Raw genomic sequence first — 24685 nt, 5'->3', positions numbered from 1 at the left:
GGCTCTCGCTCCGTACGAGAGCCGACCCGGCCGACGGCGTCAGCGCACCCAGTTCTTGAGCTGCTCCGTCTCCAGCGTGATGCCCACCGGGTCGGGAAGAGTGATCTCCTTGCCGAACGGCACCGTATGCGCCATCTCGTAGCGCCCGCCGTCCGGCTCGCTGTAGACCGTCACCTCACAGCGCTCCCGGTCGACCAGCAGATAGAGCGGGATCTTGGTCTCGGCGTAGGCGCGGGGCTTCTCGACCCGGTCGCGGCTGTCGGTGTCGGAATCGTACGAGGTGACTTCCACGGCCATCAGGACGGGAGACGGGTCGGCCCACTCGCCCTGGCCGACAAAGGCACCGCTGGGCGCCACCGAGCCGTCCGGTCGGGCACGGCCCTTCCGGTACGCCTGTACCTGGAGCCCTTGATCGGGATAGAGCCACAGCTCGGGACGTGACTGCATACAGATACGCGTCAGCCACTCGATGATGCGCCCGTGGTCCCCGTCCGGCACAACCCTGCTCCTGATCTTCCCGTCGATGAGTTCCAGCCGGATGCTCTGTATCGTCCGGGCCAGTATGCGAGTGGCCTCGTCGAACTCTTCGGGAAGGATCTGGGACTCGTAATCGATGACCGTCACAGGGGACACCTCCTAGTGCGTACGACGATAGCGGAGGGGTCTGACACAGGCCGCCGGAATGACCCACGACACAACATCTGGGGGGTGGCATCGCGACCGCCCCCCAGATGTATGCTCAACCTCGCTGTCGACGCAGGGGAATCCGGTGCGAATCCGGAACTGTCCCGCAACGGTGTGTGATGGTGTGCTTTGCCGCACCCTCATGAGTCCGGGTACCTGCCGACGGTGCGTCCGGCTCGACCCGAACCGGACGCTCAGACGTCCGGGCCTCGCGGTTGGGCCGGTGGACGCGTCGCGCCGTGCCGCCCGTCTCCGGGCCGTACCGGTCGCGCCCGCGATCCCCGTTTCCCTCGCCGCGAAGGCCCAGAGCCGAGCGAGGGAGAGCACCCCGTGACCATCGCGCCAGCGGATCCGGCCTCAGTCCTTTCCGCAGCGGACCCTTCCGCCGCGGGCCTTTCCGCGACGGGACCTTCCGCAACGGGCCCTTCCGCGGCGGGGTCTTCCGCAACGGTCGACGCGCCGTCCGACGGTCCCGGCACCGCGCTGCTGCGGACCCTGACCGAGCTGACCGCCGATCTGCCCGACACCGACCCGGGCAGGGTAGCCGCCGCCGCGCTGCGCGGCCGTAACGCCCGCTCGGACGCGGCCGAGCTGCGCGGACTCGCCACCGAGGCGGCGGCCGGGCTGATCTCCGAGGACCCGGCGTACTCCCGCCTCGCGGCCCGGCTGCTGACGCGCGCCATCGCGGACGAGGCGGCCACCCAGGGCGCCGTGTCGTTCTCCGCCTCCGTCGCCGTCGGCCACCGCGAGGGCCTCGTCGCGGACCGTACGGCCGCCTTCGTCGCACTCCACGCCGCCCGGCTCGACGCGATGATCGACCCCGCCGCCGACGACCGCTTCGGCTACTTCGGGCTGCGCACGCTCTACAGCCGCTATCTCCTGCGGCACCCGATCACCCGCCAGGTCATCGAGACCCCCCAGCACTTCATGGCGCGCGTCGCCGCCGGCCTCGCCGAGGACGACAGCGACCGGGCCGCTACCGAGGTCGGCCGGCTCTACGGGCTGATGAGCCGGCTGGAGTACCTCCCCTCCTCCCCCACGCTCTTCAACTCCGGCACCCGGCACCCGCAGATGTCCTCCTGCTACCTGCTGGACTCCCCGCTGGACGAGCTGGACTCCATCTACGACCGGTACCACCAGGTCGCGCGGCTCTCGAAGCACGCGGGCGGGATCGGCCTGTCGTACTCCCGCATCCGCTCGCGCGGTTCGCTGATCCGCGGCACCAACGGCCACTCCAACGGCATCGTCCCCTTCCTCCGCACGCTCGACTCGTCCGTCGCCGCCGTCAACCAGGGCGGCCGGCGCAAGGGCGCCGCCTGTGTCTATCTGGAGACCTGGCACGCGGACCTGGAGGAGTTCCTCGAACTGCGCGACAACACGGGCGAGGAAGCGCGCCGTACGCACAATCTGAACCTCGCGCACTGGATCCCCGACGAGTTCATGCGCCGCGTCGACACGGACGGCACCTGGTCGCTCTTCTCCCCGTCCGACGTGCCGGAGCTGGTGGACCTGTGGGGCGACGCGTTCGACGCCGCGTACCGCAAGGCCGAGGCCGACGGTCTCGCCCGTAAAACCATGCCCGCGCGCGAGCTGTACGGCCGGATGATGCGCACCCTCGCGCAGACCGGCAACGGCTGGATGACCTTCAAGGACGCGTCGAACCGTACGGCCAACCAGACCGCCGAGCCCGGCCACACCGTCCACTCCTCGAACCTCTGCACAGAGATCCTGGAGGTCACGGACGACGGCGAGACGGCCGTCTGCAACCTCGGCTCGGTCAACCTGGGCGCGTTCGTCCGCGACGAGGACGGCGAGATCGACTGGGAGCGCCTGGACGAGACCGTCCGTACGGCCGTGACCTTCCTCGACCGCGTCGTGGACATCAACTTCTACCCGACCGAGCAGGCCGGCCGCTCCAACGCCAAGTGGCGCCCGGTCGGTCTGGGCGCGATGGGCCTCCAGGACGTCTTCTTCAAGAAGCGCCTGCCCTTCGACTCCCCCGAGGCCGCCGCGCTCTCCACCAAGATCGCCGAGCGCATCATGCTCGCCGCGTACGAGGCGTCCTGCGACCTCGCCGAGCGCAGCGGCCCGCTGCCCGCCTGGGAGAAGACGCGCACCGCGCGCGGGGTGCTGCACCCCGACCACTACGGCGTGGAGCTGACCTGGCCGGAGCGCTGGGACGCGCTGCGCGCCCGCGTCGCGAAGACCGGCATGCGCAACTCGCTGCTCCTCGCCATCGCGCCGACGGCGACGATCGCCTCGATCGCGGGCGTGTACGAGTGCATCGAGCCGCAGGTCTCCAACCTCTTCAAGCGCGAGACACTGTCGGGTGAGTTCCTCCAGGTCAACTCCTATCTGGTGGACGAGCTGAAGCGGCTCGGCGTCTGGGACGCGCAGACCCGCGAGGCGCTGCGCGAGTCCAGCGGCTCGGTGGCGGGCTTCACCTGGGTCCCGGCGGAGGTACGGGAGCTGTTCCGTACGGCGTGGGAGATCCCGCAGCGCGGCCTGATCAACATGGCGGCGGCGCGCACACCGTTCCTGGACCAGAGCCAGTCGCTGAACCTGTTCCTGGAGACGCCGACCATCGGGAAGCTCAGCTCGATGTACGCGTACGCCTGGAAGAAGGGCCTGAAGACGACGTACTACCTGCGGTCGCGCCCGGCGACGCGGATCGCGCGGGCGGCGGGCTCGCAGCAGACGGCGTCCGCGCCGCGGCCGGAGCCGGCCACGGCCACTCCCGTACCCGCGCAGGCGGCGTCTGTCGAGGACGCGATCGCCTGCTCCCTGGAGAACCCCGAGTCCTGCGAGGCATGCCAGTAATGACGAACACCGACGTTTCCACCCAGAAGAACCTGCTGGACCCGGGCTTCGAACTGACCCTGCGTCCCATGCGCTACCCGGACTTCTACGAGCGCTACCGCGACGCGATCAAGAACACCTGGACGGTCGAGGAGGTCGACCTCCACTCCGACGTGGCCGACCTCGCCAAGCTCTCCCCCGGCGAGCAGCACATGATCGGCCGGCTGGTCGCGTTCTTCGCGACGGGCGACTCGATCGTGTCGAACAACCTGGTGCTGACGCTCTACAAGCACATCAACTCCCCCGAGGCGCGACTCTACTTGTCGCGCCAGCTCTTCGAGGAGGCCGTACACGTCCAGTTCTATCTGACCCTGCTGGACACGTATCTGCCCGACCCGGAGGACCGGGCGGCGGCGTTCGACGCGGTCGAGGAGATCCCGTCGATCCGCGAGAAGGCGCAGTTCTGCTTCAGGTGGATGGACTCGGTCGAGAAGATCGACCGCCTGGAGTCCAAGGCGGACCGCCGCCGCTTCCTGCTCAACCTGATCTGCTTCGCGGCGTGCATCGAGGGGCTGTTCTTCTACGGCGCCTTCGCGTACGTGTACTGGTTCCGGTCGCGCGGCCTGCTGCACGGCCTGGCCACAGGCACGAACTGGGTGTTCCGTGACGAGACGATGCACATGAACTTCGCGTTCGAGGTCGTGGACACCGTACGCAAGGAGGAGCCGGAACTCTTCGACGCGGAGCTTGAGCAGCAGGTCACGGACATGCTGAAGGAGGCGGTCGAGGCCGAGCTCCAGTTCGGCCGCGACCTGTGCGGCGAGGGCCTGCCGGGCATGAACACGGAGTCCATGCGCCAGTACCTGGAGTGCGTCGCCGACCAGCGCCTCCAGCGGCTGGGCTTTCCGCCGCTGTACGGCTCCACGAACCCGTTCTCCTTCATGGAGTTGCAGGGCGTGCAGGAGCTGACGAACTTCTTCGAGCGGCGCCCGTCGGCGTATCAGGTGGCGGTGGAGGGCACGGTCGGCTTCGACGACGACTTCTAGCAGTTACGGCTCCGGGGCAGGAGCAGGAGCAGGGAGGGGTACGGAGGTTGCCATACCCCTCCCTGCCCCTGCCTCACGCCTGGTGGAGCACCTCCGCCCAGACGACCTTGGTGTACGGATCCCGCACGCCCCACCCCCACCGGTCGGCGTAGGCGGCGACGAGCAACAGCCCACGCCCGCTGGTCGAGAACACCGGCGGCCGGGGCGCGATCCCGGGCGCCCTGGGCAGCCGGTCGGGCCGGGTATCGATGACCTCGACCCGCACCAGCTCCGCCGCGAGACTCATCCGCACCTCGAAGTCCCGCCCGGGGGTACGCCCGTGAGTCGCGGCGTTGGCGGCCAGCTCGGCGACGACGGCGGTGATCACGGCGGAGGCCGAGGTACTCCGGGGAATCCCCCACTCATCGAGCTGCTGCCCACAGAGCAACCGCGCGAGCCGGGCACCGCGATGGCTGGAACTGAACCTGATCCGGGAGGGCGGGAGAAGGGGCACGAGGGGTGGCGGCGGGGCCAACTCGGTGGGGACGGCGGGGCCGGTGGAGACGGCGGCGGGGGGAGTTTCCGACTTCATAGGATGACGCTCCCGTTACGGAGCTAGCCTGACCAGGGAGGACCGCCGTACCAGGTGGCCGTGTACGGGTCGGGGCGGTTTTTGTACGGGTCGCGAGCCGTAACGGTCCCGGCGAGCCGGGCGTTGCAGCACAAAAGGCAATGCCTGCATCGGCACACACATTGGGGTGTGAGGCGTATGGGAACCAGCCAACAGAAGCGAGTGCGATCACAGAACGACGACAGGCCGGCCATCTGGGTGGGTTACGGAAAGCTCGTGAAGCTCTTCCGGAACCGGGCCGGGCTGACACAGGAGGTGCTCGCAGAGGCGCTGGGCTACTCCGTCGAACTGGTCGCGTCGATCGAGCAGGGCCGCAGGCCCGCGAAGGCCGCGTTCACGGAGAAAGCCGAGGTGACACTGGACGCGCAGGGAACGCTGAACGCACTGCAAGATGATGTAGATCTTGCGAAACTCCCTTTGTTCTTCCAGGACTTCGCCCTCATCGAGACAGAGGCCATCAGCCGCATGTGCTACGAGCCCCTGCTGATCCCGGGCCTGCTCCAGACCGAGGGGTACGCGAGGGCTCTGTTCTCGGCACACACTCCTCCACTCAGCGAGGAGATGATCGAGCAGAACCTCGAAGCCCGGATCAACCGACAGAAGCTGCTGACGAGAACGCCCATGGTGGACACCTGTTTCATCATCGGCGAGTCGGCCCTGATGAGCATGGCCGGCAGCAGTAGCAGCATCATGAAGAGCCAGCTTCTGCACCTGTTGAAACAGGGTTCGATGCGCAACGTGGAGATCCAGGTAATGCCCTCGGAACGAGGATTCCATCTCGGTCTCAATGGGCCCATGGTCCTGATGGAGACCCTGGAGCACCGCCAGGTTGGCTACATCGAGTCCCAGGGGGTGGGTCTGGTGGTCACCGACGTCGCGCAGGTCAGTGGCTTCGCCCTCCGCTATGGCAAGCTGCGCGCGCAGGCCCTGAGCGCGCAGGCGTCGGCGCAATTGATCGAGCGTATGGCAGGAGAACTATGAAAACCGAAGACACGGCGGCCCAGTTGTCCGGCCTGACCTGGTCCAAGAGCAGCCACAGCGGCTCCGACGGCGGGGACTGCGTAGAAGTGGCCATGGCCACGACCACCATCCACATCCGCGACTCCAAGAAGGAACAGGGCCCCACCCTCCGGGTCCCCGCCCCCGCCTGGACGGACTTCATCACCTTCGCCGGCAGGCCGTAACGCACCCGGTCCCAGCGGCAAACCCACCGCTGGGACCGGAACTCCCGAGCCTCTGAGGAACGCCACCGCATGAGCGCCGAAAAATACTGGGATCGTTACGGAGCAGGTGCCGTAGCGAAGATCGGAACAGTCACCGAATCGATCGACAAGGGCTTCGGCTGGACACAGTACGATCACCACGGCCCCGCTGAGGAACTCCTGTGCCAACCCGGGAGAACGCTGGAACTCGGCTGCGGAAGCGGTAGTGAGGTTGCCTATCTCGCCCGCAAAGGAGTCGAGGCCGCAGGAGTCGACCTCTCTCCTGTCCAGGTGAGGCACGCCGAGGAACGTTGGGCAGCCGAGACGGGCGCCCGGTTCGTCCTTCGGGAGGCCGTGGATCACCTCCGGCACACAGAAGAGACCTACGACGCCATCTACTCGATCTGGGGCGCGGTCTGGTTCACCGACCCGCGCCGCCTCATCCCGGCCATCCGCGACCGTCTGGCACCCGGCGGCGTACTGGTGTTCTCGCAGGCGCCGGCAGTGGAGGGCTGTTACGGCGCACAGGGAATGTACGGGAACGGCTTCACCGGCAAGGTGCTTCCCATCCAGCGCTGGGCCTACTCGGAAGAGATGTGGCGGGGGATCCTGATCAATTACGGCTTCCCAGAAGTCGACGCCTACGTCCTAGAGGCCCCCGACCCCGAAAACCTGGGCACCCTGCTCGTCCAGGCCCGCGCGCCCTACTGACCGCCAGAAGATCCTGCGGGCCGGGGCGTACGAAGCCGAGGAGCTGACGCAGGGTCCGGACCCAAGGGGTAGAACGGGGTGTACGGGAGCGAGAAGCTGGACGCTTGGTGCGGGGTGGGCCGCCCCTCCTCCTGCCAGTGTCGCGCCTCCAGGGAAGGAGTAAAGGGCGCTCCTACGTCGCGTCGGCTGCGCCGACTCCGCTGCGCTCCGCCCTTGACACCTCCCCTTCCGGCGCGTGTACGGGAGAGGGGGGGCGGCCGGGGGGAGGGGGCCCGAGGGGTGGTGCCGTGCTACCACTCGGCTCAGGGGCTGGCGGCCCGGTGGGCCCTGCGGGGCTGCGCGACAGAGGAATGGGGCGGCCCCACACCGGCTCAGCGGCCGACCGTCCGCTGTTTGCTGAGACTCAAGCCCCGCTGGTCACCGTCGCGCTGTGGTGCCCGGAAGGCGGACGGGTTCTGCTGCCCGGCCGGGTCTGCGGGCCGAACACCCCACCGATATGCCCCATGTGGGGTTGTTTGATGGGCGGTCGAGGGCCCCTTCGGGCGGCACATGCGTCCTCAGGTGCATAAGCGGCACTCCTGGACGCACAGACGGCCCCCAGGGGCCCGCTCGGCACCACACGCGTCCCGGCAGGCACCTCCCACCGCCGGACGGCCCCCGCCACCCAGCCGGCCCCTCGGGCCGCCCACCCTCCAACAGATGCCCTATATGGTCCGGTTTGGCGGGTCGCTGAGGCTCCCCACGGGCGGGACATGTGTCCTCAGGTGCGTTAAGAGCACTCCCGGACGCATAGACGGCCCTCAGGAGCCCACTTGCCGCCACCCGCGTCCCAGAAACCCCACAACCCACACCACGGTGACCAGCGGGGCATGTGTCTGAGGAACTGGCGGCCGTCAGCCGCCGAGACGAGCCGCGCAGCCCCATTCCTCTGCCGCGCGCCCCGCAGGGCCCACCGGCCCGCCGGACCCTGAGCCGAGTGGCAGAACAGCGGACCCCTCGGGCCCCCTCCCCCCGGCCGCCCCCCCTCTCCCGTACACGCGCCGGAAGGGGAGGTGTCAAGGGTGAAGCGCAGCGGAGTCGGCGCAGCCGACGCGACGAAGGAGCGCCCTTTACTCCTTCCCTGGAGGCGCGACACTGGTAGGAGGAGGGGCGGCCCGGCAGGCACCTGGCGTTCAGCTTCTCGCTTCCGTACACCTCGGTTACCTCTTGGTACTGACCCGCACCCGACAACCCCACCGCGCCCACTCCACTACCGCGCAACCCCACAGCCGGCGCAAGGCTCTATCCCAGCGCGTCCAGTGCCGACCCGATCAGCCCCCTGGCCGGTTGGCCATAAACGGCAGACGCTTTCAGCAGGTCGAACGCCCTGGCGTACAGCGCGATCTCGCGTGGCTGAGTGACGGATAGCTCTGCCGAGTACGTCTCCACCAGTACCAGCTTGCTGTCGAACATCGAGAAGGAGTTTCCGGGCCAGATCCGCATATCCGCCTGCCTCGGTATGATCCCCAGGCTCAATCGGGGCAGCGTCATTACGGCCAGGAGCCGGTCCAGTTGGCCTCTCATCACGTCCGGGCCGCCGACATTGGTGTAAAGAGCCTGCTCCGCGAGTACGACATGGAACAGGCGGTCACCCCGGTACAGATACCGCTGTCGCTCCATCCGCTTCGCGACGGCCGATTCGGTGTCGTCGGGGATCTCGTAGTAGTCGATGACCTGCCTGAACGTCTCGGCCGCGTACTCGGCGGTCTGGAGCGTTCCCCAGATCACCGTGGGGTGCCAGATACGGAAGACCTTCGTCTTCGCGTAGACCGGCAGCGCCCGTTCCTGCCGTGGGGCAGCGCCATGGGACAGTTGACGTCGCCACTCCAGCCACAGTTCCTCTATATGCCGGACGGCGGCGATCAGATCTTCGATCTGGTCCGGCGCGTTGGCCTTCTGGCACCAGAGACGGATGTCCTCCTCGCTGGCGTTCTGTCTGCCGTTCTCGATCCGGGAGACTTTCGACTCCTGCCACCTCGTGGCAGCGGCGAATGCCCGGCCGCTCGCGAATCCCGCATCCTTGCGGAGTATGCGCAGCCGGGCCCCCAGCGCCTCGCGGAGCGCTTTCGCTTCGTTGCTCACTGACGCGTCAGAACCTGTACTCCGTGTGCGGAATTGAGATGTCCCAGAGCTGATCACGCACGCGGATGCACTCGGCCACGGTCTCGGGGTCCTCCAGCAGCTCGGATCCGAGTACGCGGCCCTCGTCGTCGAAGTGACCGACGGCCAAAAGGCGGTCGTCGAAGAGCCACCAGTCATTGCCGGCCACGGGGAAGTGCGTGCGTTCGGGCAGTTGGTGCCGGGGGATCCAGCGAATGTCCTCGCCGGCCTGAAGGTTCAGCCGGGTGAGCGAGTGCTCCCACCTGACGTACGGGGAGTGCGGCTCGGACACGACGCGGACCCGTCGCACGGTCTTCCCCGATCCGATGACCCGCTTCATGCGCCCCATCCATGGTTCGAGCCAGCCGAAGTCGTCCGGCTCCCCCCGCTGCCACCGGGCATAAGGAGTGTCCTCCACCGGTGACCCGTAGTCGTCCCGTAGCTCCAGATGGAACGCGTCATGCGTGAAGCTGTCGAACAGCTCGTCACGCTGGGCGCTGGTGATCAGATTCACCGTTCTCCTCAAGCAGGGCGATGATCGAGGACCGCGGGACCTCGACGCAGGTCTCGTAGTCGGGCATGCGCATACATCCCAGGGCCTCGGAGTCGCACATCCGTGGTCCCTGGACAAGGCACGTTCCCTCTTCGGTAACGAGCATGATCGGGGCCGCCAGTTTCCTGATCACGCCGGACGGCACCCCGTCCTTGACGAGATGCTCGAACAGCTCGATCGGCACCTCGACAACAGTGTGGCCATCGGGCACATCGAGCCGAGCGAGGAGATCGCGCGCGTACACCTTCCAGCCCTGGATCACGTAACTGTCCTGGTCGCTGGCGTACAGGGTGGGGCTGTCTCCAGGAGTGGAGTTCTTGCCGAGGAACCGTAGCTTCATTGCCACTCTCCCGTTCACCGACTTGCACATGATTGTGCGGTGGATCGATCGTCCAGCCGACATCTAGCCCGGTCAATACATCTGCCGCAAACTCGCGCAATTTGCTTGCCGGTTGGCCAAATCGTTCTCTACGGTCACGGCATGTCGGTTGTCGAGTACGAAGCGAAACTCCTGAACGTCGATCCCCTCGCGATGGCGGCCCGGATCGCGGACGCGGGCGGCCGTCATCTGGCGGACCGGCTCATGCGTCGCCACGTCTACGACACCCAGCCCCCCGAGCCCGGCCGGTGGATCCGGCTTCGGGATACCGGTGACGAAGTGACGTTGTGTGTCAAGGAGGTCACGTCCGACGCCATCGACGGGACCCGTGAGACCGAGACGACGGTGGGTGACTTCGGCACCGCGCACGCGCTGTTGGGACGGATGGGCATCTCACCCAAGTCCTACCAGGAGAACCGGCGCAGCTCCTGGCTCCTGGGCCGCGTAAGGCTGGAGATCGATTCCTGGCCGCTCATTCCGCCGTACCTGGAGATCGAGGCCGACAGCGCGGCGGAGGTCTGGGCGTCCGCGAAGCTGCTGGACATTCCGCTGGAGGATCTGACCAGCGAGAACACCACCAAGGTGTTCGCCCGCTACGGCATCGATCTGGAGTCGATCGCCGACCTGCGGTTCTGAACGGTATGCCGTCCTGGTCCGATCAGGAGGTGACACGATGACGTACGACGCACACCGGATTCCCGTGACGGTGGTGCCCGATCGCACCCTTCGCGTCAAGATCATTGACGCGTGCGGGCTGGCCTGCACCTTCTGCCACAACGAGGGGACCCCCGTGGCGGCGGACAACCTTGGGCGCACGGCCGCGGAATTCACCGGTGGCCCCGGCCGTACCGGCCGGGTCTCCCTCTACTTACGCACCAACCGTGCTGCCTTCTTGCCCCGGCGAATCGAGGCGGACGCCGATTTCGCCCTCGCTCTGGCCGCCGTACGCGGGAGTCTGCCCACCGATGAAGTCCACTTCACCGGGGGTGAGCCCACTCTGCACCCGGATCTCCCCGCGCTGATCGACATCGCTCACCGTCTCGGCCTCACTGTCGGGGTCACATCCAACGGGGAGAACGGGGCGGCGATTCTGCCGGAGTGCGCGGCGGCGGGACTGGACCGGATCAATCTGAGCGTCTTCGGTACGACTCCGGAAGAGCTGGCCGCGGTCCAGGCTCCCCGCCTCGCCTCACCCGACCGGGCGGCACGGAAGCTCGCCGCGCTCGGTGCCACCATCGAAGCCGCTTCGCGGCACGGGGTGAAGGTCGCCGCGAACATCGTGGTCCCCAATGTCGCCCATGTGGAGCGCGTACTGCGTGTCATCGAGGAGCACGGGCATCGGGTCGTCGTGCGCATGCTGGTCTCACTGGAGGACGACGGTGCGTCGCTGGCCGCCATGCGGGAGGTCGTGGAACGCCTCGGCGCCGTCCCCGAACAGCACGTTCTCACCGCGGGCACCTCCGACCAGCGCACCCGCTACCGGCTGCCCGACGGCCGCCCCCTGTACGCGAAGAGCATCCGTCCGGTGCGGCTGCCGGCCACCTGCGCCGGTTGCCGCTTCAACAACGACCAGGACTGTCAGGAAGGGTTCTACGGTGTGCGGCTCTACCGGGCCCAGGACGGCCCCTTCATGGTCGGTGTCTGTATTCAGCGCATGGACCTCTGCGTACCTCTCGGCGAGTTCGTGATGAGCCGGCTGTGCCGGGAGGTCGCGGACTTCCGCGATGGCGAGGCGGACCGCCTCGTCGCTCTCCACGGCGCTCCCGCCCCCGCCACCGCGCCCCCGTAAGCTGCCGCGCATGGGGGGCCTTGTGCGTGTGCGCGTCGTTGCGGGTGTGGGTGTGATGGTGACCGTTGGGGCTGGGCTTGGGGTCGGGGTGCTCGGTGGTGGGGATGTGGCCAAGTACGGCGGGGATGCGCTCTATACCGTGCTGGTTTATGCGGTCGTCGTCTTCGGGTGGCCCCGGGTGCGGCCGGGGGTCGCTGCCGTGGGGGCGGTCGGGTTCAGCTGGGGGGTGGAGCTGCTTCAGTTGACGGGGGTGCCGGCCGAGCTGGCCGGGCGCAGTGTGGTCGCCCGGCTGGTGCTCGGGTCGACGTTCAACGCGCCTGACCTGCTGTGGTACGCCGTAGGCGCGGGGCTGTGCTGGGCAGGGCATACGTTGCTGCGGAGCGGGAGGGGGCCGGCGCGGGACGCCGCCTCGGGTGTTCCGCCTCGCGCAGTTGGCGGTCGATCGCCCGGTCCTTGAGGTGCCCGTACAGCGACGCCGCGGAGAGCACCGCGAAGAGGGCCACGAGGGTGAGAATGGTCTGGAATGTGTGGATGGTGGTGTTGGTGTCCATGGCTCTACTGTCCCGCTCACGCGCCGAAGAAAGCAGTGGCAGGACTGTCATCGAACCTCGAATTGCTGCCACACTGACGGCATGCTGAAGAATGTGGCCGCAGTCGTGCTCGACCGAGTCCATCCCTTCGAACTGGGCGTCGTCTGCGAGGTGTTCGCGCATGACCGGACCGAAGACGGCGTGCCGCTGGTCGACTTCGCCGTGGTCTCCGCCGAGGGGCCGACGGTCCGTACCCACGCCGGGTTCACCATCGGTACCTCGTACGGGCTCGACCGGCTGGAGGAAGCCGATCTGATCGCGGTGCCGTCGGGCGACGCGTACGCGACCCGCGAGTTTCCCCCCGAGCTGCTGGCCGCGCTGCGTGACGCCGTCGACCGTGGCGCGCGGGTGCTCAGCGTCTGCTCGGGGGTGTTCGCGCTCGGGGCCGCCGGGCTGCTGGACGGGCGGCGGTGCGCCGGGCACTGGCGGCACGCGGCCGAGCTGGCGCGCGCCTTTCCGCTGGCCGTCATCGAGCCGGACATGCTCTACGTGGACGAGGACCCGGTGATCACCTCGGCGGGCACGGCGGCCGGGATCGACGCCTGCCTCCATCTCGTACGGAAGGAGTACGGCACCGAGGTCGCCAACGCGATCGCGCGCCGTATGGTCGTACCGCCCCACCGGAACGGCGGCCAGGCGCAGTTCATCAAGCATCCGCTGCCCCGCAGCCGCTGCGACACGGTCGGTGAGGTGCTCGGCTGGATGGAGCGGCACCTCGACCGCGAGATGACCGTCGACGAGCTGGCCGCGCGGGCGCACATGTCGCCGCGTACGTTCGCCCGCCGCTTCCAGCAGGAGACCGGCACCACGCCCTACCGCTGGCTGCTGCGTCAACGGGTGCTGCTGGCTCAGGAGTTGCTGGAGGCGACGGACGAGACGGTCGACAGTGTCGCGGGCCGCGCCGGCTTCGGTACGGCGGCCGGGCTGCGCCATCACTTCCTGCGGACGCTGGGGACCACCCCGAACGCGTACCGCCGCACGTTCCGGGGCCCGGTCCTCGCGGAGGCGCGGCGGGTGGCGGACCCCTCGGAGGTGACGCGCCGTAGCGCGTGAGTGCCTCACGGTGGTGGTTTAAGACCATCGCGTGACGGCGACAACATCGGCGGCCCCCATCCCGTCCTCCCTCCCGTCAGGCCAGCGAGAGAGAGGTCCGCGTCGATGAGGCTGCCCCACACGCTCCAGTCGCGCCGCAGCATACGGAAGCAGCGGAGGAAGCAGCGGAAGCAAGAGCGCCCGTCCCCCACCCGCATGCGCCGGCTCCTCCCTTCCTGGAAGCAGCTCACCCTCCTCGCCCTGTTCTGCTGCGCCTCCCTGGGCGGCGCCTTCGCGTACCTCTACCTGACGATCCCGATACCCGACGCGCACGACACCGCCCGCCGTCAGGCCACCGTCTACTACTGGGCCGACGGCAGCCGCATGGTCAGCGTCGGCGATGTGAACCGGCAGGACATCGCGCTGGCCCGGGTGCCCGGGCCCGTCCAGACCGCCGTGATCGCGGCGGAGAACGCGGGCTTCTACACGGACCCGGGCATCTCGGTGATGGGCGTCGCGCGCGCCGCCGTGAATATCTTCAAGGGCCAGGAGATCCAGGGTGGTTCGACCATCACCCAGCAGTACGTGAAGAACACCTATCTGACCCAGGAGCAGACCGCCGGCCGCAAGATCAAGGAGCTGGTCCTCTCCCTCAAGGTCAACGGGCGGCTCAGCAAGGCGGAGATCCTGGAGGGGTATCTCAACACCAGCTGGTTCGGGCGGGATTCGTACGGCATCCAGGCCGCCGCCGAGGCGTATTACGGGATTCCCGCCGAGAAGCTGACTCCCAGTCAGGGCGCCCTGCTCGCCGCGCTCCTCAAGGGCGCGGAGACCCTCGACCCCTCGCTCAGCGCCGCGAACCACCGGCGGGCCGTGGAGCGTTGGAAGTGGATTCTGGACCGTGAGGTGGAGACGGGGCTGATGACCGCCGCCGAGCGGGCGAAGTACACGGTCTTCCCGGAGCCTCGGAAGCCCGTCAAGCCGACCAGCCAGGCGGGCCAGACCGGCTATCTCGTCGACATCGCCAACAAGTACCTCAAGAGCCGGGGCGGCCCCACCGAGAAGGATCTGGCCGGCGGTGGCTACCGTATCCACACCACCTTCGAGAAGGACAAGGTACGGGCGCTGGCGGCGTCGGTGGAGAAGGTACGCGCGGAGAGCCTCGACCCGAAGAAGCGCGAGGCCGACCGGCATGTGCAGGTCGGGGCGGCGTCGGTACGGGCGGAGGACGGCGCGGTCGTCGCGGTGTACGGGGGCGCGGACGCCATTACGCACTTCAGCAACAACGCGGATACGGCCGGGGTACCCGCCGGGTCCGCGTTCAAGCCATTCGTCCTCGCCTCCGCGCTGGAGTCCGGGAGCGGTACGCGGGCCCTCGGCGGCTCCGAACCGTCCCTCGGCGGCTCCGGGCAGTCCCTCGGCGTCTCGACGGCCGGGCTCAGCGACGCGCTGGTCACGCAGCGGCACGGCTCGTTCGTGACGGCGGGCAAGGCCATCGGGCTGCGGACCGTACGGGACACCGCGGTCGCGACCGGGCTGCGCAAGGAGAGCATGGCCGAGCTGGAGCCGACCTTCGCCCTCGGCACCTCGACGCCCAGCGCCGTCCGGCTGGCCAGCGCTTACACCACGTTCGTCAACAGGGGCGAGCGGAGGGAACCGTACTCCGTGACCAGGGTGGAGCTGGGCGACGAGACGCTGGAAGGCTTCGAGCGGCCCGCCGCCCGGCGCGCCCTGACCGCCGGGACCGCGCTGGAGGTCGGCCGGACGCTTGCCCAACTGGGCTGGGAGAGCCGGGAGAAGGAGAGTTTCGCGCGGTACCCGGGCGAGGTCCAGGTGGGGAGGACGAGCGAGCAGGACCGGATGAAGTCGGCCTGGTTCATCGGCGCCACGCCGGAGCTGTCCACGGCCGTCACGATGTTCCGCGCCAAGCCGGACGAGCCCCAGCTGCTGCCCATGAGCGGGGTGGGCGGGGAGGACTCCGCGCGGGGCACCGTGTTCCCGCCCCGGATCTGGTTCGACTACCAGAGCACGGTGGCACCGTATGCGCCCACCGCCCCGGGGTGGGACGAGAAGAGCCCGGGCGGGAACGGGATGTTCGTTCCGCCGGCCGGCACCGCACCAGTGGCCTGATTCCACTGGCCCCGGGGGCTGTTCGCGGGAGCATTGAACGCATACGCCCGCTATTACGTACCGCTCTCATGACTGAGGAGAGAGGTCCGCGCAGATGAAACCGCCCCACACGCGCCGCACCACGCAGTCCGACGCGGACTGGCCCCACCCGGGCCACCCGGACAGCATGGGCCCCGGGGGCGGGAGAGCCGGCGGCGACGGGCGGCGGCTCATCGACTACCCCCGGGCCGGGCGGCAGAACTGGCTTCGCTGGGTGCCCTCCTGGCGGCTGCTCGCGGGCGCCGGCCTGGCGTCGTTCGGCGCGCTGGCGGGCCTGGGCGCGCTGATTTACGTCAATATCGAGATCCCCGCCGAGCACGATGTGGCCCGCCGCCAGGCCACCGTCTACTACTGGGCCGACGGCAAGCGCATGGTCAGCGTCGGCGATGTGAACCGGCAGGAGGTCGCGCTGGAGCAGGTGCCCGTCACCGTCCAGCGGGCCGTCGTGGCCACCGAGAACGCCGGTTTCTACTCGGACTCGGGCGTCTCCTTCAAGGGCATCGCGCGCGCCGGGCTCAACATGCTCAAGGGCGAGGCCACCCAGGGTGGTTCGACCATCACGCAGCAGTTCGTGAAGAACGCCTATCTCAGCCAGGACCAGACGATCAGCAGGAAGGCCCGCGAGTTCTTCCTGTCACTGAAGATCACCAATGAGCGCCCCAAGGAGCAGATCCTTGAGGGCTATCTCAACACCAGCTGGTTCGGGCGGGATTCGTACGGCATCCAGGCCGCCGCCCAGGCGTACTACGGCATTTCGGCCAGAGATCTGAATGCCAGTCAGGCCGCGCTGCTCACCGGCCTGTTGAAGGGCGCGGACACACTCGACCCCTCCCTCAGCCCCGCCCACCACGAGCGGGCCGAGCGCCGCTGGAACTACATCCTGGACCGGCAGGTCGAGACGGGCGCCATGACCGCCGCCGAGCGGGCGACGTACACGGAGTTCCCCGAGCCCAAGCTGCCCGTCAAGCCCAACAGCCAGGCGGGCCAGATCGGTTACCTGGTCGACATCGCCAACAAGTACCTCAAGAACCGCTCCAACCTCACGGACCAGGACCTCGCCGACGGCGGTCTGCGCATCTACACGACGTTCGAGAAGGACAAGGTGCTGGCGCTGGCCGGGGCGGTGGACCGGGTACGCCGCCAGAACCTGGCGCCCGAGACCCGCGAGAGCGACCGTAACGTGCAGGTGGGCGCCGCGTCGGTACGGGTGGACGACGGCGCGGTGGTGGCGGTGTACGGCGGCGAGGACGCCGTCACCCACTTCACCAACAACGCCGACACCTCGGGGGTGCCGGCGGGCTCGGCGTTCAAGCCGTTCGTGTACGCCGCCGCGCTGGAGTTCGGCGGCCCGGGCTTCGTACCGGCGGACAGTACGGGGGCGCCTTCCGAGCTGGGGCTCGGTGAGTCGCTGGTGCGCTCGCAGAACGACGCGTTCATCGCGGCGGGCGAGAACGTCGGCCTCGACCGGGTCAAGAACATGGCGGTCGCTGCCGGGCTGCGCGAGGACAGCATGGCCCAGCTGGACCCGTCGTTCACCGTCGGCACCTCCACCCCCAGCGCCGTCCGGCTGGCCAGCGCGTACACGGCGTTCGCCGGTGACGGTACGGGGCACGAGCCGTACTCGGTGACACGGGTGGAGCGCAACGGCACCGTGCTCAGCGGCTTCAACCCGCCCCAGGCGCGGCGCGCGATGGACCCGGCGGTGGCGCTGGAGGTCGGCGAGGCGCTCCAGCAGCTCGGGGTGACCGCGCTCGGGCCGAGCACACTCGGGCCGACCCGCGACCAGTGGTTCGGCGCCCCGGTCTGGGCGGGCGCGACCGGCGCGGAGGACGGGATGAACTCGGCGTGGTTCATCGGCGCCACCAAGGTGCTGAGCACCTCGGTCACGATGTTCCGTTCGTCGCCGGACACCGCGCGGCTGCTGACGATGGACGGGGTGGGCGGGGTGGGCTCCGAGCGGGGCACGATCTTCCCGCCGCAGATCTGGAGCGACTACCAGCTCGAAGTGGCGCCGGACTCCTTCGTGAACGTCCCGCTCACCCCGGTCCTCCCGGTCACCCCGACCCCCACCCCCACGGAACCGGTCGACGACGGCGTCCCGGCGGACGACGCTCCGGTGGGCGGGACACCGGGCGACGGGACGCCGGAGGACGGGACCGGGGGCGACGGCGACCCCGCCGACGGGAACGTCGTGGACGAGAACCCCGTGAACGACGACCCCGCGAACGGAGACGACGGGTCCGGCAGCGAGTTCGGGCCGGACCGCTTCGGGCCCGACTTCGGCACGCAGACGTCGGGCGCCCGACCGCTGAGCGCACTCACGTCGTCAGGCGCTCAGCCGTCCGGCGCGTCGAGCACCCAGCGGTTGAGCGCTCAGCGGTCGGACGCTCAGCCGTCGAGAACTCAGGCGTTCGGCACGACCTCGTAGCGCGGCGTGTTCTCCGCCATCTGCCGCAGCGCGTCCTTGCGGTCCCGCTTCGAGAGCCGGTCGATGTACAGGTAGCCGTACAGGTGGTCCGTCTCGTGCTGGAGGCAGCGCGCGAAGTAGCCGGTGCCCTTGACCCTGATGGGGTTCCCCTGAGCGTCCTGACCGCGCACCACGGCGTAGTCGGGGCGCGCGAGCGCCGCGTACGCCGTCGGTACGGACAGACAGCCCTCGTTGGAGTCGTCGAGAACGCGCTCCGCCGGGGGCAGCTCCTCCAGCACCGGGTTGCAGACGACGCCGACGTGGCGCACCCCGTCGTCGTCCGGGCAGTCGTAGATGAAGACCTTGCGGTCCACACCGATCTGGTTGGCGGCCAGGCCCACGCCCTCAGCCGTGTGCTGGCTCGCGAACATGTCGTCGATCAGCGCGGCCAGTTCGTCGCCGAACTCCGTGACGTCCTGGCACTCCTTGTGGAGCACCGGGTTCCCGACGACGGTGATGGGGCGGGATGTGCCGCGCTCGCGGTACGCCAGCTCGCGCGCCTCGGCGTCCTCCGTGTCCACGACGAACCCGTCACCCGGCTCCGCCACCGAGGTGCCGCTGTCGATCCGCTGGTCCGTCTCCTGCTGCGCCATGTCCGCAGTACGCCTTCCTCGGTACCCGATGTGCTGCCTGCACGCTCCGGGCGATGGGCCCGTCGCGATGTGCCCGTACAGCCTAAGGGCACCTCTCGGGGGCGCACCGCACGTTCCGGGCAACTGCCCCGTCCGCCCCGGACTCCCCCTAAGGGCCCGGACTCCCCATTAAGGGCCCTGAGCCCCCAATCAAGGGCCCTGAGCCGCCCACAAGGTCAGGCGCGGCACGGTCAGGCGCGGCACGGCACGGCGGACGGGTGTCAGCAGACCCCGGCAGACCTCAGCAGACCTCTTCCAGATCGCGCCACTCCCGGGTGTCCGGGCTGTCCGCGACCCAGCCGTCCAGCAGCCCGCGCACCAGCCCCGGCGGCGCCGCGATCCCGCACTCGCGCTCCGGCGCCCACAGCTCCCCGGCCGTCCGGTGCCCGAGCGGCCCGGGGTGGCCCGGCTCGCTGTGGTCGTGCGGGTCGAGGTGCTCGCCGTCGCCCTCGGCGGTCGGCATCCGGCTCTCCGAGCAGGCCCGGCAGAGCAGCCGTACGGACGAGGACCAGTCCTCGGCGGCGAAGCCCGCGTCGGCGGCCAGCCGCTCCAGCGCGTCCCGGTCCGCCTCCGTCGCCGCTTCCAGCAGCACCACCCAGGTGGGTACGGGCGAGGGCGCCCACAGCTCGATCTCGTCGAAGACCGGGTACGCGCGCGTGGTCCCGGCAGGTCCGGTGGCCGTCGTACGCTCACCGTTCGGTACGCCGTCGTGCAGGACGACCTCGCCCCAGCGCCGCCCCGAGGACGGCAGCGGGATGGACAGGACCTCGATCCTGGCCGGGTCGAGCCGGCGGCCCCACACCACCTCGGCCTCGCCCTCGGGCGAGAGCCGGACGGCGGCGCTGCCCAGCTGCATGCCGTCGGGCTCGCCGTTGGCCTCGCCGGTGTGCGCGGTGGTGGTCTGTGCCGTACCGACCGGATTGCCGGGCACGCGCAGCCCGTACGCCTGCCAGGCGCGGCGGGCCAGCGGCCAGTCCTGGAGCGCGGTCGCGGCGATCCCGACGTTCCACCAGTCGGGAGCGCCGGTCTCCTTGTCGAGCAGCGCGACGGCGCGCAGCCCGGCGGCGCGCGCCTGCTCCCAGTCGTGCCGGAACTTGTGCAGCAGCGCCAGATTGAACCAGGACTCGGCCAGCCACGGTTCCAGATCCGCCGCGCGCGTCAGCAGCGCCCCCGCGTCCTCGTACCGGCCGTCACCGATCAGCGTGAACGCGCGGTCGGTGGCCTGCCGCCACGAGGCGGAGGGCCGATGCCGTACCTTCCCGAAGATCCTCACGATTCCCGCCTGCCGGTCGCTCGGGTCAGTGCCCCCGTACACCCTCTTCTTCGCATCCAACCATGCCCGGTCGGACGCCCGCTCATTACCCATCGGTTACCCCGTCCGGGCGGCTGTCCGGCCGCCCCGGGAGAGCACGCGGGCGAGGGATTCGACCACCTCGGGCTGGTAGTCGTACGCCGTCCCGAGACGCAGCCGTTCCAGGGCGCTGAGCGGTCCGCTCGCACTGGCACATTCCCCGGCCAGGTCGTCGTACGCGTTGACGGCGCGGACAATCCGGGCGGACATCGGCTGCTCCCGGTACGGATCGGCCTGCCGCTCCACGACGGTGGCCACGGCGGCCGGTACGCCGGTCTGCCGGACGACGGCGCCGCCGAGCAGGGCGATGCGCCGCTGCTCGGCCATGGGCAGCAGCGCGGTGGCGCCCTCGGGGACGGGGTCGACGAGGGAGAGCTGGCCGATGTCGTGCATCAGGGCGGCGTACTCCAGAACGGTCAGTTCGGGTCCGGAGAGCCCCAGCTCACGCCCTACCGCGCAGCTCAGCTCGGCGACCCTGCGGGCGTGCCCGGGGCGGGTGTATCCGGCGATCTCGGTGGCGCGGGCGAGCGAGGCGATGGTCTGCCGGTAGGTCGTGCGCACGGCGGCGTACCGGCGGTAGGAGAGCTGGGTGAGCAGCAGGGGTACGCAGAAGACGGGCAGCGCCCAGAGTCCGGCGACGGCCACGCCGAGCGCGATGACCGCACCGGTCGCGCAGACGGCGGAGCCGATGTGCGGCAGCGCGCGCAGCTCGTCGCGGAGCAGCGGCCCGAAGGGGTGGCGGGTACGGGCGCGGACCAGCAGCGCGGCCAGGACGGCGTCGCAGAGCGCGGTGAGCGCCAGCAGCAGGACCAGCAGCAGCGCGTAGCCGGGGCCGGCGCCGAAGTGGTGGCGCAGCTCGCCCGCGTTGTAGAGCGGCTGGAAGCAGACGGCGGCGAAGCCGACGGTGAGGACGCGGCGGACCAGGTGGTCCAGGGCGAAGAGCCCGGGGAGCGCGGTACGCCCGCGCGGTACGGCCCCGGCGAGCCCGGCGACGAGGACGACGGCCACGGTCTGGAGCACGCCGTGGTGCGTGGCCTGCCCGGCGTTCTCGCCGAGCAGCGCGTACGCGAGGGCTCCGGCGGCGCCGAGCGGCGCGGGCTCCCGCTCGCCGGAGGGCGCGCCCCAGCGGGTCAGCTCGCCGACGGCGACGAGCACGCCGAAGGCGAGGGCGATCCGGGGGTCGACAAGCCCGTCGCGCAGGACCGCGCCGAGCGCGGCGGCCGTCAGTACGGCGGCGCCGCCGTACACGGCGAGGACGGTGCCGGGGGGCCGGTGGCGGGCGTCGTGGCCGGGACCGGGACCCGGGGCGGGGGCGGCGCCGACCGTGGCCGGGGCGGTCATCCCGTACCGCCTCGGGGTGGGGCGGGGAGGGCCGAAGGGACGTTTCCGCGCGCGGCCGAGGCGGGCTCGGGCACGGCGTGCGGGGACGGCGGAGACGCGGCGGAGGCGGCGGGCTGCCCTGAAGGCGAGGCACCCGAGGCGGACGCCCCGGAGTGTGAGGGCCCTGAGGGCACCCCTGAGGGCGGGGGCCCTGAGTGCGGCCCCGAGGGTGACGGCACGCCCCCTCCCGTCCCGCCCGCACCAGCCGTCCCCTCCTCGTCCGCCGTGACCGCCGTCCGCCAGCCGTGCCGGTCCAGCGCCCGCACCAGCGCCCGCACCATCTCCGGGTCGAACTGCGTCCCCGCGCACCGCTCCAGCTCCGCCACGGCGGCGGACACCGGCCGCCCCCGCCGGTACGAGCGGGTCGAGGTCATCGCGTCGAAGGCGTCCGCGACGGCGACCACCCGGGCGAACTCGGGGATCCGGTCCCCGGCGAGCCCGTAGGGGTAGCCGCTGCCGTCCAGCCGTTCGTGGTGGTGCAGGATCGCCGAGCGCGCCTCGCCCAGGAATCCGATGCCGCGCACCATCTCGTGCCCGTACTCGGGGTGCAGCTCGATCACCCGCCGCTCTTCGGGGGTCAGCGGCCCGTCCTTGCGCAGCACGCGCGTGGGGACGCCGAGTTTGCCGACGTCGTGGAGGATCCCGGCGAAGCGGAGGGTCTCGATCCGTTCGCGCTCCATGCCCATCTCCCGCGCGATCAGTACGGAGGCGTGGCCGACGCGCTCGCTGTGGCCGCGCGTGTAGGTGTCCTTGATGTCGACGGCCTGCACGAGCGCCCTGATCGTCGCCTGGTGGGCGGCGCGCTCGCGGTGGTACTGGGCGAAGACCCAGCAGGAGATGTACATGGGCAGCAGGACGAAGAGCGACGGCAGCGGCCCGTACGGGGAGCGCCACAGGACGGCCATCATCAGCCCGGCCAGCCCGTGCGCGCCGTGCGGCGCCAGCGAGCGCGCCAGCAGCCCGCGCCAGGCGGTGCGCGCCGGGAGCCGCTCGGCGGTGGCGAGGATGCCCCCGTCGAGCGCGCAGAGCACCAGGCAGAAGGTGAGCGCGGCGGCCCCGGCGGGCAGCAGGACATACGGAAAGTCGGGCGTCGTGAGGCCGTACCCGCCGCCGCCGAGCGCCACGGGACCGCCGAAGAGCACCTGCGCCCGCGACGCGGCCCAGGTGGCAACGGCGAGCTGTGCCGCGCGCCAGATCCGCCGGGGCGTACGCGGGGCACGCTCGATCCGGCCGCAGAGCGCGCCGGGCACGGCCACCAGCGCGGCGGCGGCGGGCGGCAGCAGCAGCGCGGCGGCGAGCAGGACGGGGAAGAACGACCCGGCGGCGACAGGCACGGATCCGTCGAGCGCCCGGCGCGGCAGCCGGCCCGTGGCGGGCAGCTCGCAGAGCGCGTACACGGCCGCCAGCAACGCGACCGCCCCCCAGGGGGTGCCGGCGCGCAGCGCGGGGTGGATACAGGCGACGGCGCAGAGCACGACGCACAGGATGTACACGCGCGCCGCAACCGGTATGGCCCTCACGCGTCTTCACCCCTCCCCGTCTGCCTGCTGCCTGCCTCGCCCGCCCCGAACAGAGGGTCAGGCTAGCGAGTTGAGGGGCGACGATCGGAAGAATGCCGCTGATTAGCACCTTCGAGTGACAAGGGTGGTAAGGGAGAAAAGAGCGGGGGTACGGACGAACGGGCGAGCGAGCACACAGAGCCACCCCAGCGCGCGAGCAGCGGGGGTACGAGCGCGGGCGAGGCCGGGGTACGGGCGCAGGCGAGGCGCAGGCGAGGCCCGGGTACGGGCGAGGGCGCACCGTATACCGCTCGGTGCGCCCTCATCGCCGGCTGCCGGGAAGCCCGGCGCCCGTTACTCCTTGGCCACGCCCGGGAAGTCAGCGCCCGCCGGGGACACCTCGTGCGCCGTCAGGCCGCGCACGGACGCCGTCCCGCGCACCGGCGGCTCCGCGCCGGGGCCCGCCGCCACATCGTGCTCGGGCACCGCCAGGCCCGATCTGATCAGGTCGATCCGGCCCATGACCTTGGCGCGCAGATCGGACGGCACGTCGTCCTGGCCGCAGCACCGTTTCACCAGCTTCTTCACGGCCTGTTCGAGCCCGTACTTCTCCAGGCAGGGCGAGCACTCCTCGAAGTGCACCTCGAACTTGGTGCAGTCGCTGTCCGGCATCTCGTGGTCGAGGAACTCGTAGAGATGGTCGAGGACCTCGGCGCAATCCGTCTCATGCGGCTCTCCGCAGCTCATGAGTCCGAACCTTTCCGATCGTCCGACGACTCCCCGGCACCCGCCGGGACGAGCCCGCGGTCACGGGCGTAGTCCTCCAGCATGCCGCGCAACTGGCGGCGGCCACGGTGGAGTCGAGACATCACCGTACCGATGGGGGTTCCCATGATGTCCGCGATCTCCTTGTACGCAAAGCCCTCGACGTCGGCGAGATACACCGCGATACGGAACTCCTCGGGGATCGCCTGGAGGGCGGACTTCACATCGGAGTCGGGCAGGTGGTCGAGCGCCTGGGACTCGGCGGAGCGCAGCCCGGTCGACATGTGCGACTCGGCGCGCGCCAGCTGCCAGTCCTCGATCTCCTCGGCGGCGCTGCGCTGGGGTTCGCGCTGCTTCTTGCGGTACGAGTTGATGAAGGTGTTGGTGAGGATGCGGTACATCCACGCCTTGAGGTTGGTCCCCTCGCGGAACTGGTGGAAGGACGCGTACGCCTTGGCGTAGGTCTCCTGCACCAGGTCCTCGGCGTCGGCCGGATTGCGTGTCATCCGCAGTGCGGCGGAGTACATCTGGTCGAGATAGCCCAGGGCATCCCGCTCGAACCGGGCATTGCGCTCGGCGGTGGTCTCCTCGGCCCGTCCGTCATCGGTCGCTCCGTCGGTCCCTGTGACCTGACCCACCTCCTCCAACGCTGCGGCGGGACCGAATGCGGACCCACTCGAATCGGAGAATAGTCGACCTTGTCGCGACGGGGCCTGTCGGTCCGTCCCGCCGTCCGCCCGGACGGCGCCGGTCTTGGCCGCGGAAAGAACCGTCCACTCCAGGTCAGTGGCGGCTGAGCGGCGCGGGCAGATGGTCGAACCCATACGACGGACTCCCTCTCGATGCGCGTATACCGAGTGCCCTTGAGACCAACGACACGCCCTTGAC

General features: G+C 70.0%; 22 protein-coding genes, 1 pseudogene and 1 riboswitch. Of the genes and pseudogenes, 11 read left to right on the top strand and 12 right to left on the bottom strand.

The window, feature by feature from the left end:
- Positions 1-39 precede the first annotated feature (39 nt).
- Complete coding sequence (locus tag DVK44_RS23755) at positions 40-624, bottom strand: Uma2 family endonuclease (RefSeq protein ID WP_162794029.1); 585 nt, start codon at positions 622-624, stop codon at positions 40-42.
- A gap of 111 nt (positions 625-735) precedes the next feature.
- Positions 736-862, top strand: a riboswitch (cobalamin riboswitch).
- Positions 863-1167: 305 nt separating this feature from the next.
- Between DVK44_RS23755 and DVK44_RS23750 the strand changes: the two genes are divergently transcribed.
- Positions 1168-3504, top strand: coding sequence for a ribonucleoside-diphosphate reductase subunit alpha (locus DVK44_RS23750; protein WP_408055411.1), 2337 nt, complete (start codon positions 1168-1170; stop codon positions 3502-3504).
- Positions 3504-4529, top strand: a complete 1026-nt coding sequence (locus tag DVK44_RS23745) for a ribonucleotide-diphosphate reductase subunit beta (RefSeq protein ID WP_181957509.1) — start codon at positions 3504-3506, stop codon at positions 4527-4529. The genes DVK44_RS23750 and DVK44_RS23745 overlap by 1 nt, the downstream gene beginning before the upstream one ends.
- A gap of 73 nt (positions 4530-4602) precedes the next feature.
- On the opposite strand, the gene DVK44_RS23740 is transcribed toward DVK44_RS23745, so the two are convergent.
- The gene (locus DVK44_RS23740) at positions 4603-5100 is read right to left on the bottom strand and encodes an ATP-binding protein (RefSeq protein WP_114661563.1); all 498 of its coding nucleotides are present in this window, start codon (positions 5098-5100) and stop codon (positions 4603-4605) included.
- Positions 5101-5355: 255 nt separating this feature from the next.
- Between DVK44_RS23740 and DVK44_RS23735 the strand changes: the two genes are divergently transcribed.
- The 3 genes from DVK44_RS23735 (at position 5356) to DVK44_RS23725 (ending at position 7052) form a co-directional block, all read left to right on the top strand.
- Positions 5356-6120 (top strand): helix-turn-helix domain-containing protein, encoded by a 765-nt coding sequence (locus tag DVK44_RS23735; RefSeq protein WP_331461632.1) that lies wholly within the window; start codon positions 5356-5358, stop codon positions 6118-6120.
- Complete coding sequence (locus tag DVK44_RS23730) at positions 6117-6323, top strand: DUF397 domain-containing protein (protein WP_114661559.1); 207 nt, start codon at positions 6117-6119, stop codon at positions 6321-6323. Before DVK44_RS23735 ends, DVK44_RS23730 begins: the two co-directional genes overlap by 4 nt.
- A gap of 69 nt (positions 6324-6392) precedes the next feature.
- Entirely contained in the window at positions 6393-7052 is a 660-nt protein-coding gene (locus DVK44_RS23725) for a class I SAM-dependent methyltransferase (protein WP_114661557.1), read from the top strand.
- Between the two features lie 1281 nt (positions 7053-8333).
- Here the strand turns inward: DVK44_RS23725 and DVK44_RS23720 are convergent.
- Genes DVK44_RS23720 through DVK44_RS23710 form a run of 3 tightly spaced genes read right to left on the bottom strand, consistent with a single transcriptional unit; the run spans position 8334 to position 10084 of the window.
- Positions 8334-9173 (bottom strand): helix-turn-helix domain-containing protein, encoded by an 840-nt coding sequence (locus DVK44_RS23720; RefSeq protein ID WP_114661555.1) that lies wholly within the window; start codon positions 9171-9173, stop codon positions 8334-8336.
- A gap of 7 nt (positions 9174-9180) precedes the next feature.
- Positions 9181-9705, bottom strand: a complete 525-nt coding sequence (locus DVK44_RS23715) for a DUF6879 family protein (protein ID WP_114661553.1) — start codon at positions 9703-9705, stop codon at positions 9181-9183.
- Positions 9677-10084 (bottom strand): hypothetical protein, encoded by a 408-nt coding sequence (locus DVK44_RS23710; RefSeq protein WP_114661551.1) that lies wholly within the window; start codon positions 10082-10084, stop codon positions 9677-9679. Before DVK44_RS23710 ends, DVK44_RS23715 begins: the two co-directional genes overlap by 29 nt.
- 141 nt (positions 10085-10225) lie before the next feature.
- Between DVK44_RS23710 and DVK44_RS23705 the strand changes: the two genes are divergently transcribed.
- From DVK44_RS23705 to DVK44_RS37965, 3 genes and pseudogenes are all read left to right on the top strand, one after another.
- On the top strand, positions 10226-10759 hold the full coding sequence (locus DVK44_RS23705) for a class IV adenylate cyclase (protein WP_114661549.1): 534 nt from the start codon (positions 10226-10228) through the stop codon (positions 10757-10759).
- Positions 10760-10796: 37 nt separating this feature from the next.
- Entirely contained in the window at positions 10797-11912 is a 1116-nt protein-coding gene (locus DVK44_RS23700; RefSeq protein ID WP_114661547.1) for a radical SAM protein, read from the top strand.
- Positions 11848-12198: pseudogene (locus DVK44_RS37965) on the top strand (ribosomal maturation YjgA family protein); the annotation flags it as partial. The gene DVK44_RS23700 and the pseudogene DVK44_RS37965, both read left to right, overlap by 65 nt.
- A gap of 22 nt (positions 12199-12220) precedes the next feature.
- Here DVK44_RS37965 and DVK44_RS37960 read toward each other — a convergent pair.
- A complete protein-coding gene (locus DVK44_RS37960) occupies positions 12221-12463 on the bottom strand; it encodes a hypothetical protein (RefSeq protein WP_408055427.1) in 243 nt (80 codons plus the stop codon).
- Positions 12464-12544: 81 nt separating this feature from the next.
- Here DVK44_RS37960 and DVK44_RS23690 point away from each other — a divergent pair, with 81 nt between their 5' ends.
- The 3 genes from DVK44_RS23690 to DVK44_RS23680 all read left to right on the top strand — a co-directional run bounded on the left by DVK44_RS23690 (position 12545) and on the right by DVK44_RS23680 (position 18131).
- The gene (locus tag DVK44_RS23690; RefSeq protein ID WP_114661545.1) at positions 12545-13555 is read left to right on the top strand and encodes a GlxA family transcriptional regulator; all 1011 of its coding nucleotides are present in this window, start codon (positions 12545-12547) and stop codon (positions 13553-13555) included.
- A 195-nt stretch (positions 13556-13750) separates the two neighbouring features.
- On the top strand, positions 13751-15664 hold the full coding sequence (locus tag DVK44_RS23685; RefSeq protein ID WP_114661543.1) for a transglycosylase domain-containing protein: 1914 nt from the start codon (positions 13751-13753) through the stop codon (positions 15662-15664).
- A 94-nt stretch (positions 15665-15758) separates the two neighbouring features.
- Positions 15759-18131, top strand: coding sequence for a transglycosylase domain-containing protein (locus DVK44_RS23680; RefSeq protein WP_228447341.1), 2373 nt, complete (start codon positions 15759-15761; stop codon positions 18129-18131).
- Here DVK44_RS23680 and def read toward each other — a convergent pair.
- From def to DVK44_RS23650, 6 genes are all read right to left on the bottom strand, one after another.
- Complete coding sequence (gene def / locus DVK44_RS23675) at positions 18107-18763, bottom strand: peptide deformylase (protein ID WP_114661541.1); 657 nt, start codon at positions 18761-18763, stop codon at positions 18107-18109. The genes DVK44_RS23680 and def overlap by 25 nt on opposite strands.
- A gap of 280 nt (positions 18764-19043) precedes the next feature.
- Complete coding sequence (locus DVK44_RS23670) at positions 19044-20075, bottom strand: tetratricopeptide repeat protein (RefSeq protein ID WP_114665383.1); 1032 nt, start codon at positions 20073-20075, stop codon at positions 19044-19046.
- Positions 20076-20171: 96 nt separating this feature from the next.
- Positions 20172-21494, bottom strand: a complete 1323-nt coding sequence (locus DVK44_RS23665; protein ID WP_228447340.1) for an HD-GYP domain-containing protein — start codon at positions 21492-21494, stop codon at positions 20172-20174.
- Positions 21491-23053, bottom strand: coding sequence for an HD-GYP domain-containing protein (locus DVK44_RS23660; protein WP_114661539.1), 1563 nt, complete (start codon positions 23051-23053; stop codon positions 21491-21493). The genes DVK44_RS23665 and DVK44_RS23660 overlap by 4 nt, the downstream gene beginning before the upstream one ends.
- Before the next feature lie 333 nt (positions 23054-23386).
- Positions 23387-23779 (bottom strand): mycothiol system anti-sigma-R factor, encoded by a 393-nt coding sequence (rsrA, locus tag DVK44_RS23655; protein ID WP_228447339.1) that lies wholly within the window; start codon positions 23777-23779, stop codon positions 23387-23389.
- A complete protein-coding gene (locus DVK44_RS23650) occupies positions 23776-24435 on the bottom strand; it encodes a sigma-70 family RNA polymerase sigma factor (RefSeq protein WP_187703246.1) in 660 nt (219 codons plus the stop codon). The genes rsrA and DVK44_RS23650 overlap by 4 nt, the downstream gene beginning before the upstream one ends.
- Positions 24436-24685 lie beyond the last annotated feature (250 nt).

This window comes from Streptomyces paludis (assembly GCF_003344965.1).
In the GTDB taxonomy this organism is placed as follows: Bacteria; Actinomycetota; Actinomycetes; order Streptomycetales; family Streptomycetaceae; genus Streptomyces; species Streptomyces paludis.
This window is presented reverse-complemented; position numbering and strand designations above follow the sequence as displayed.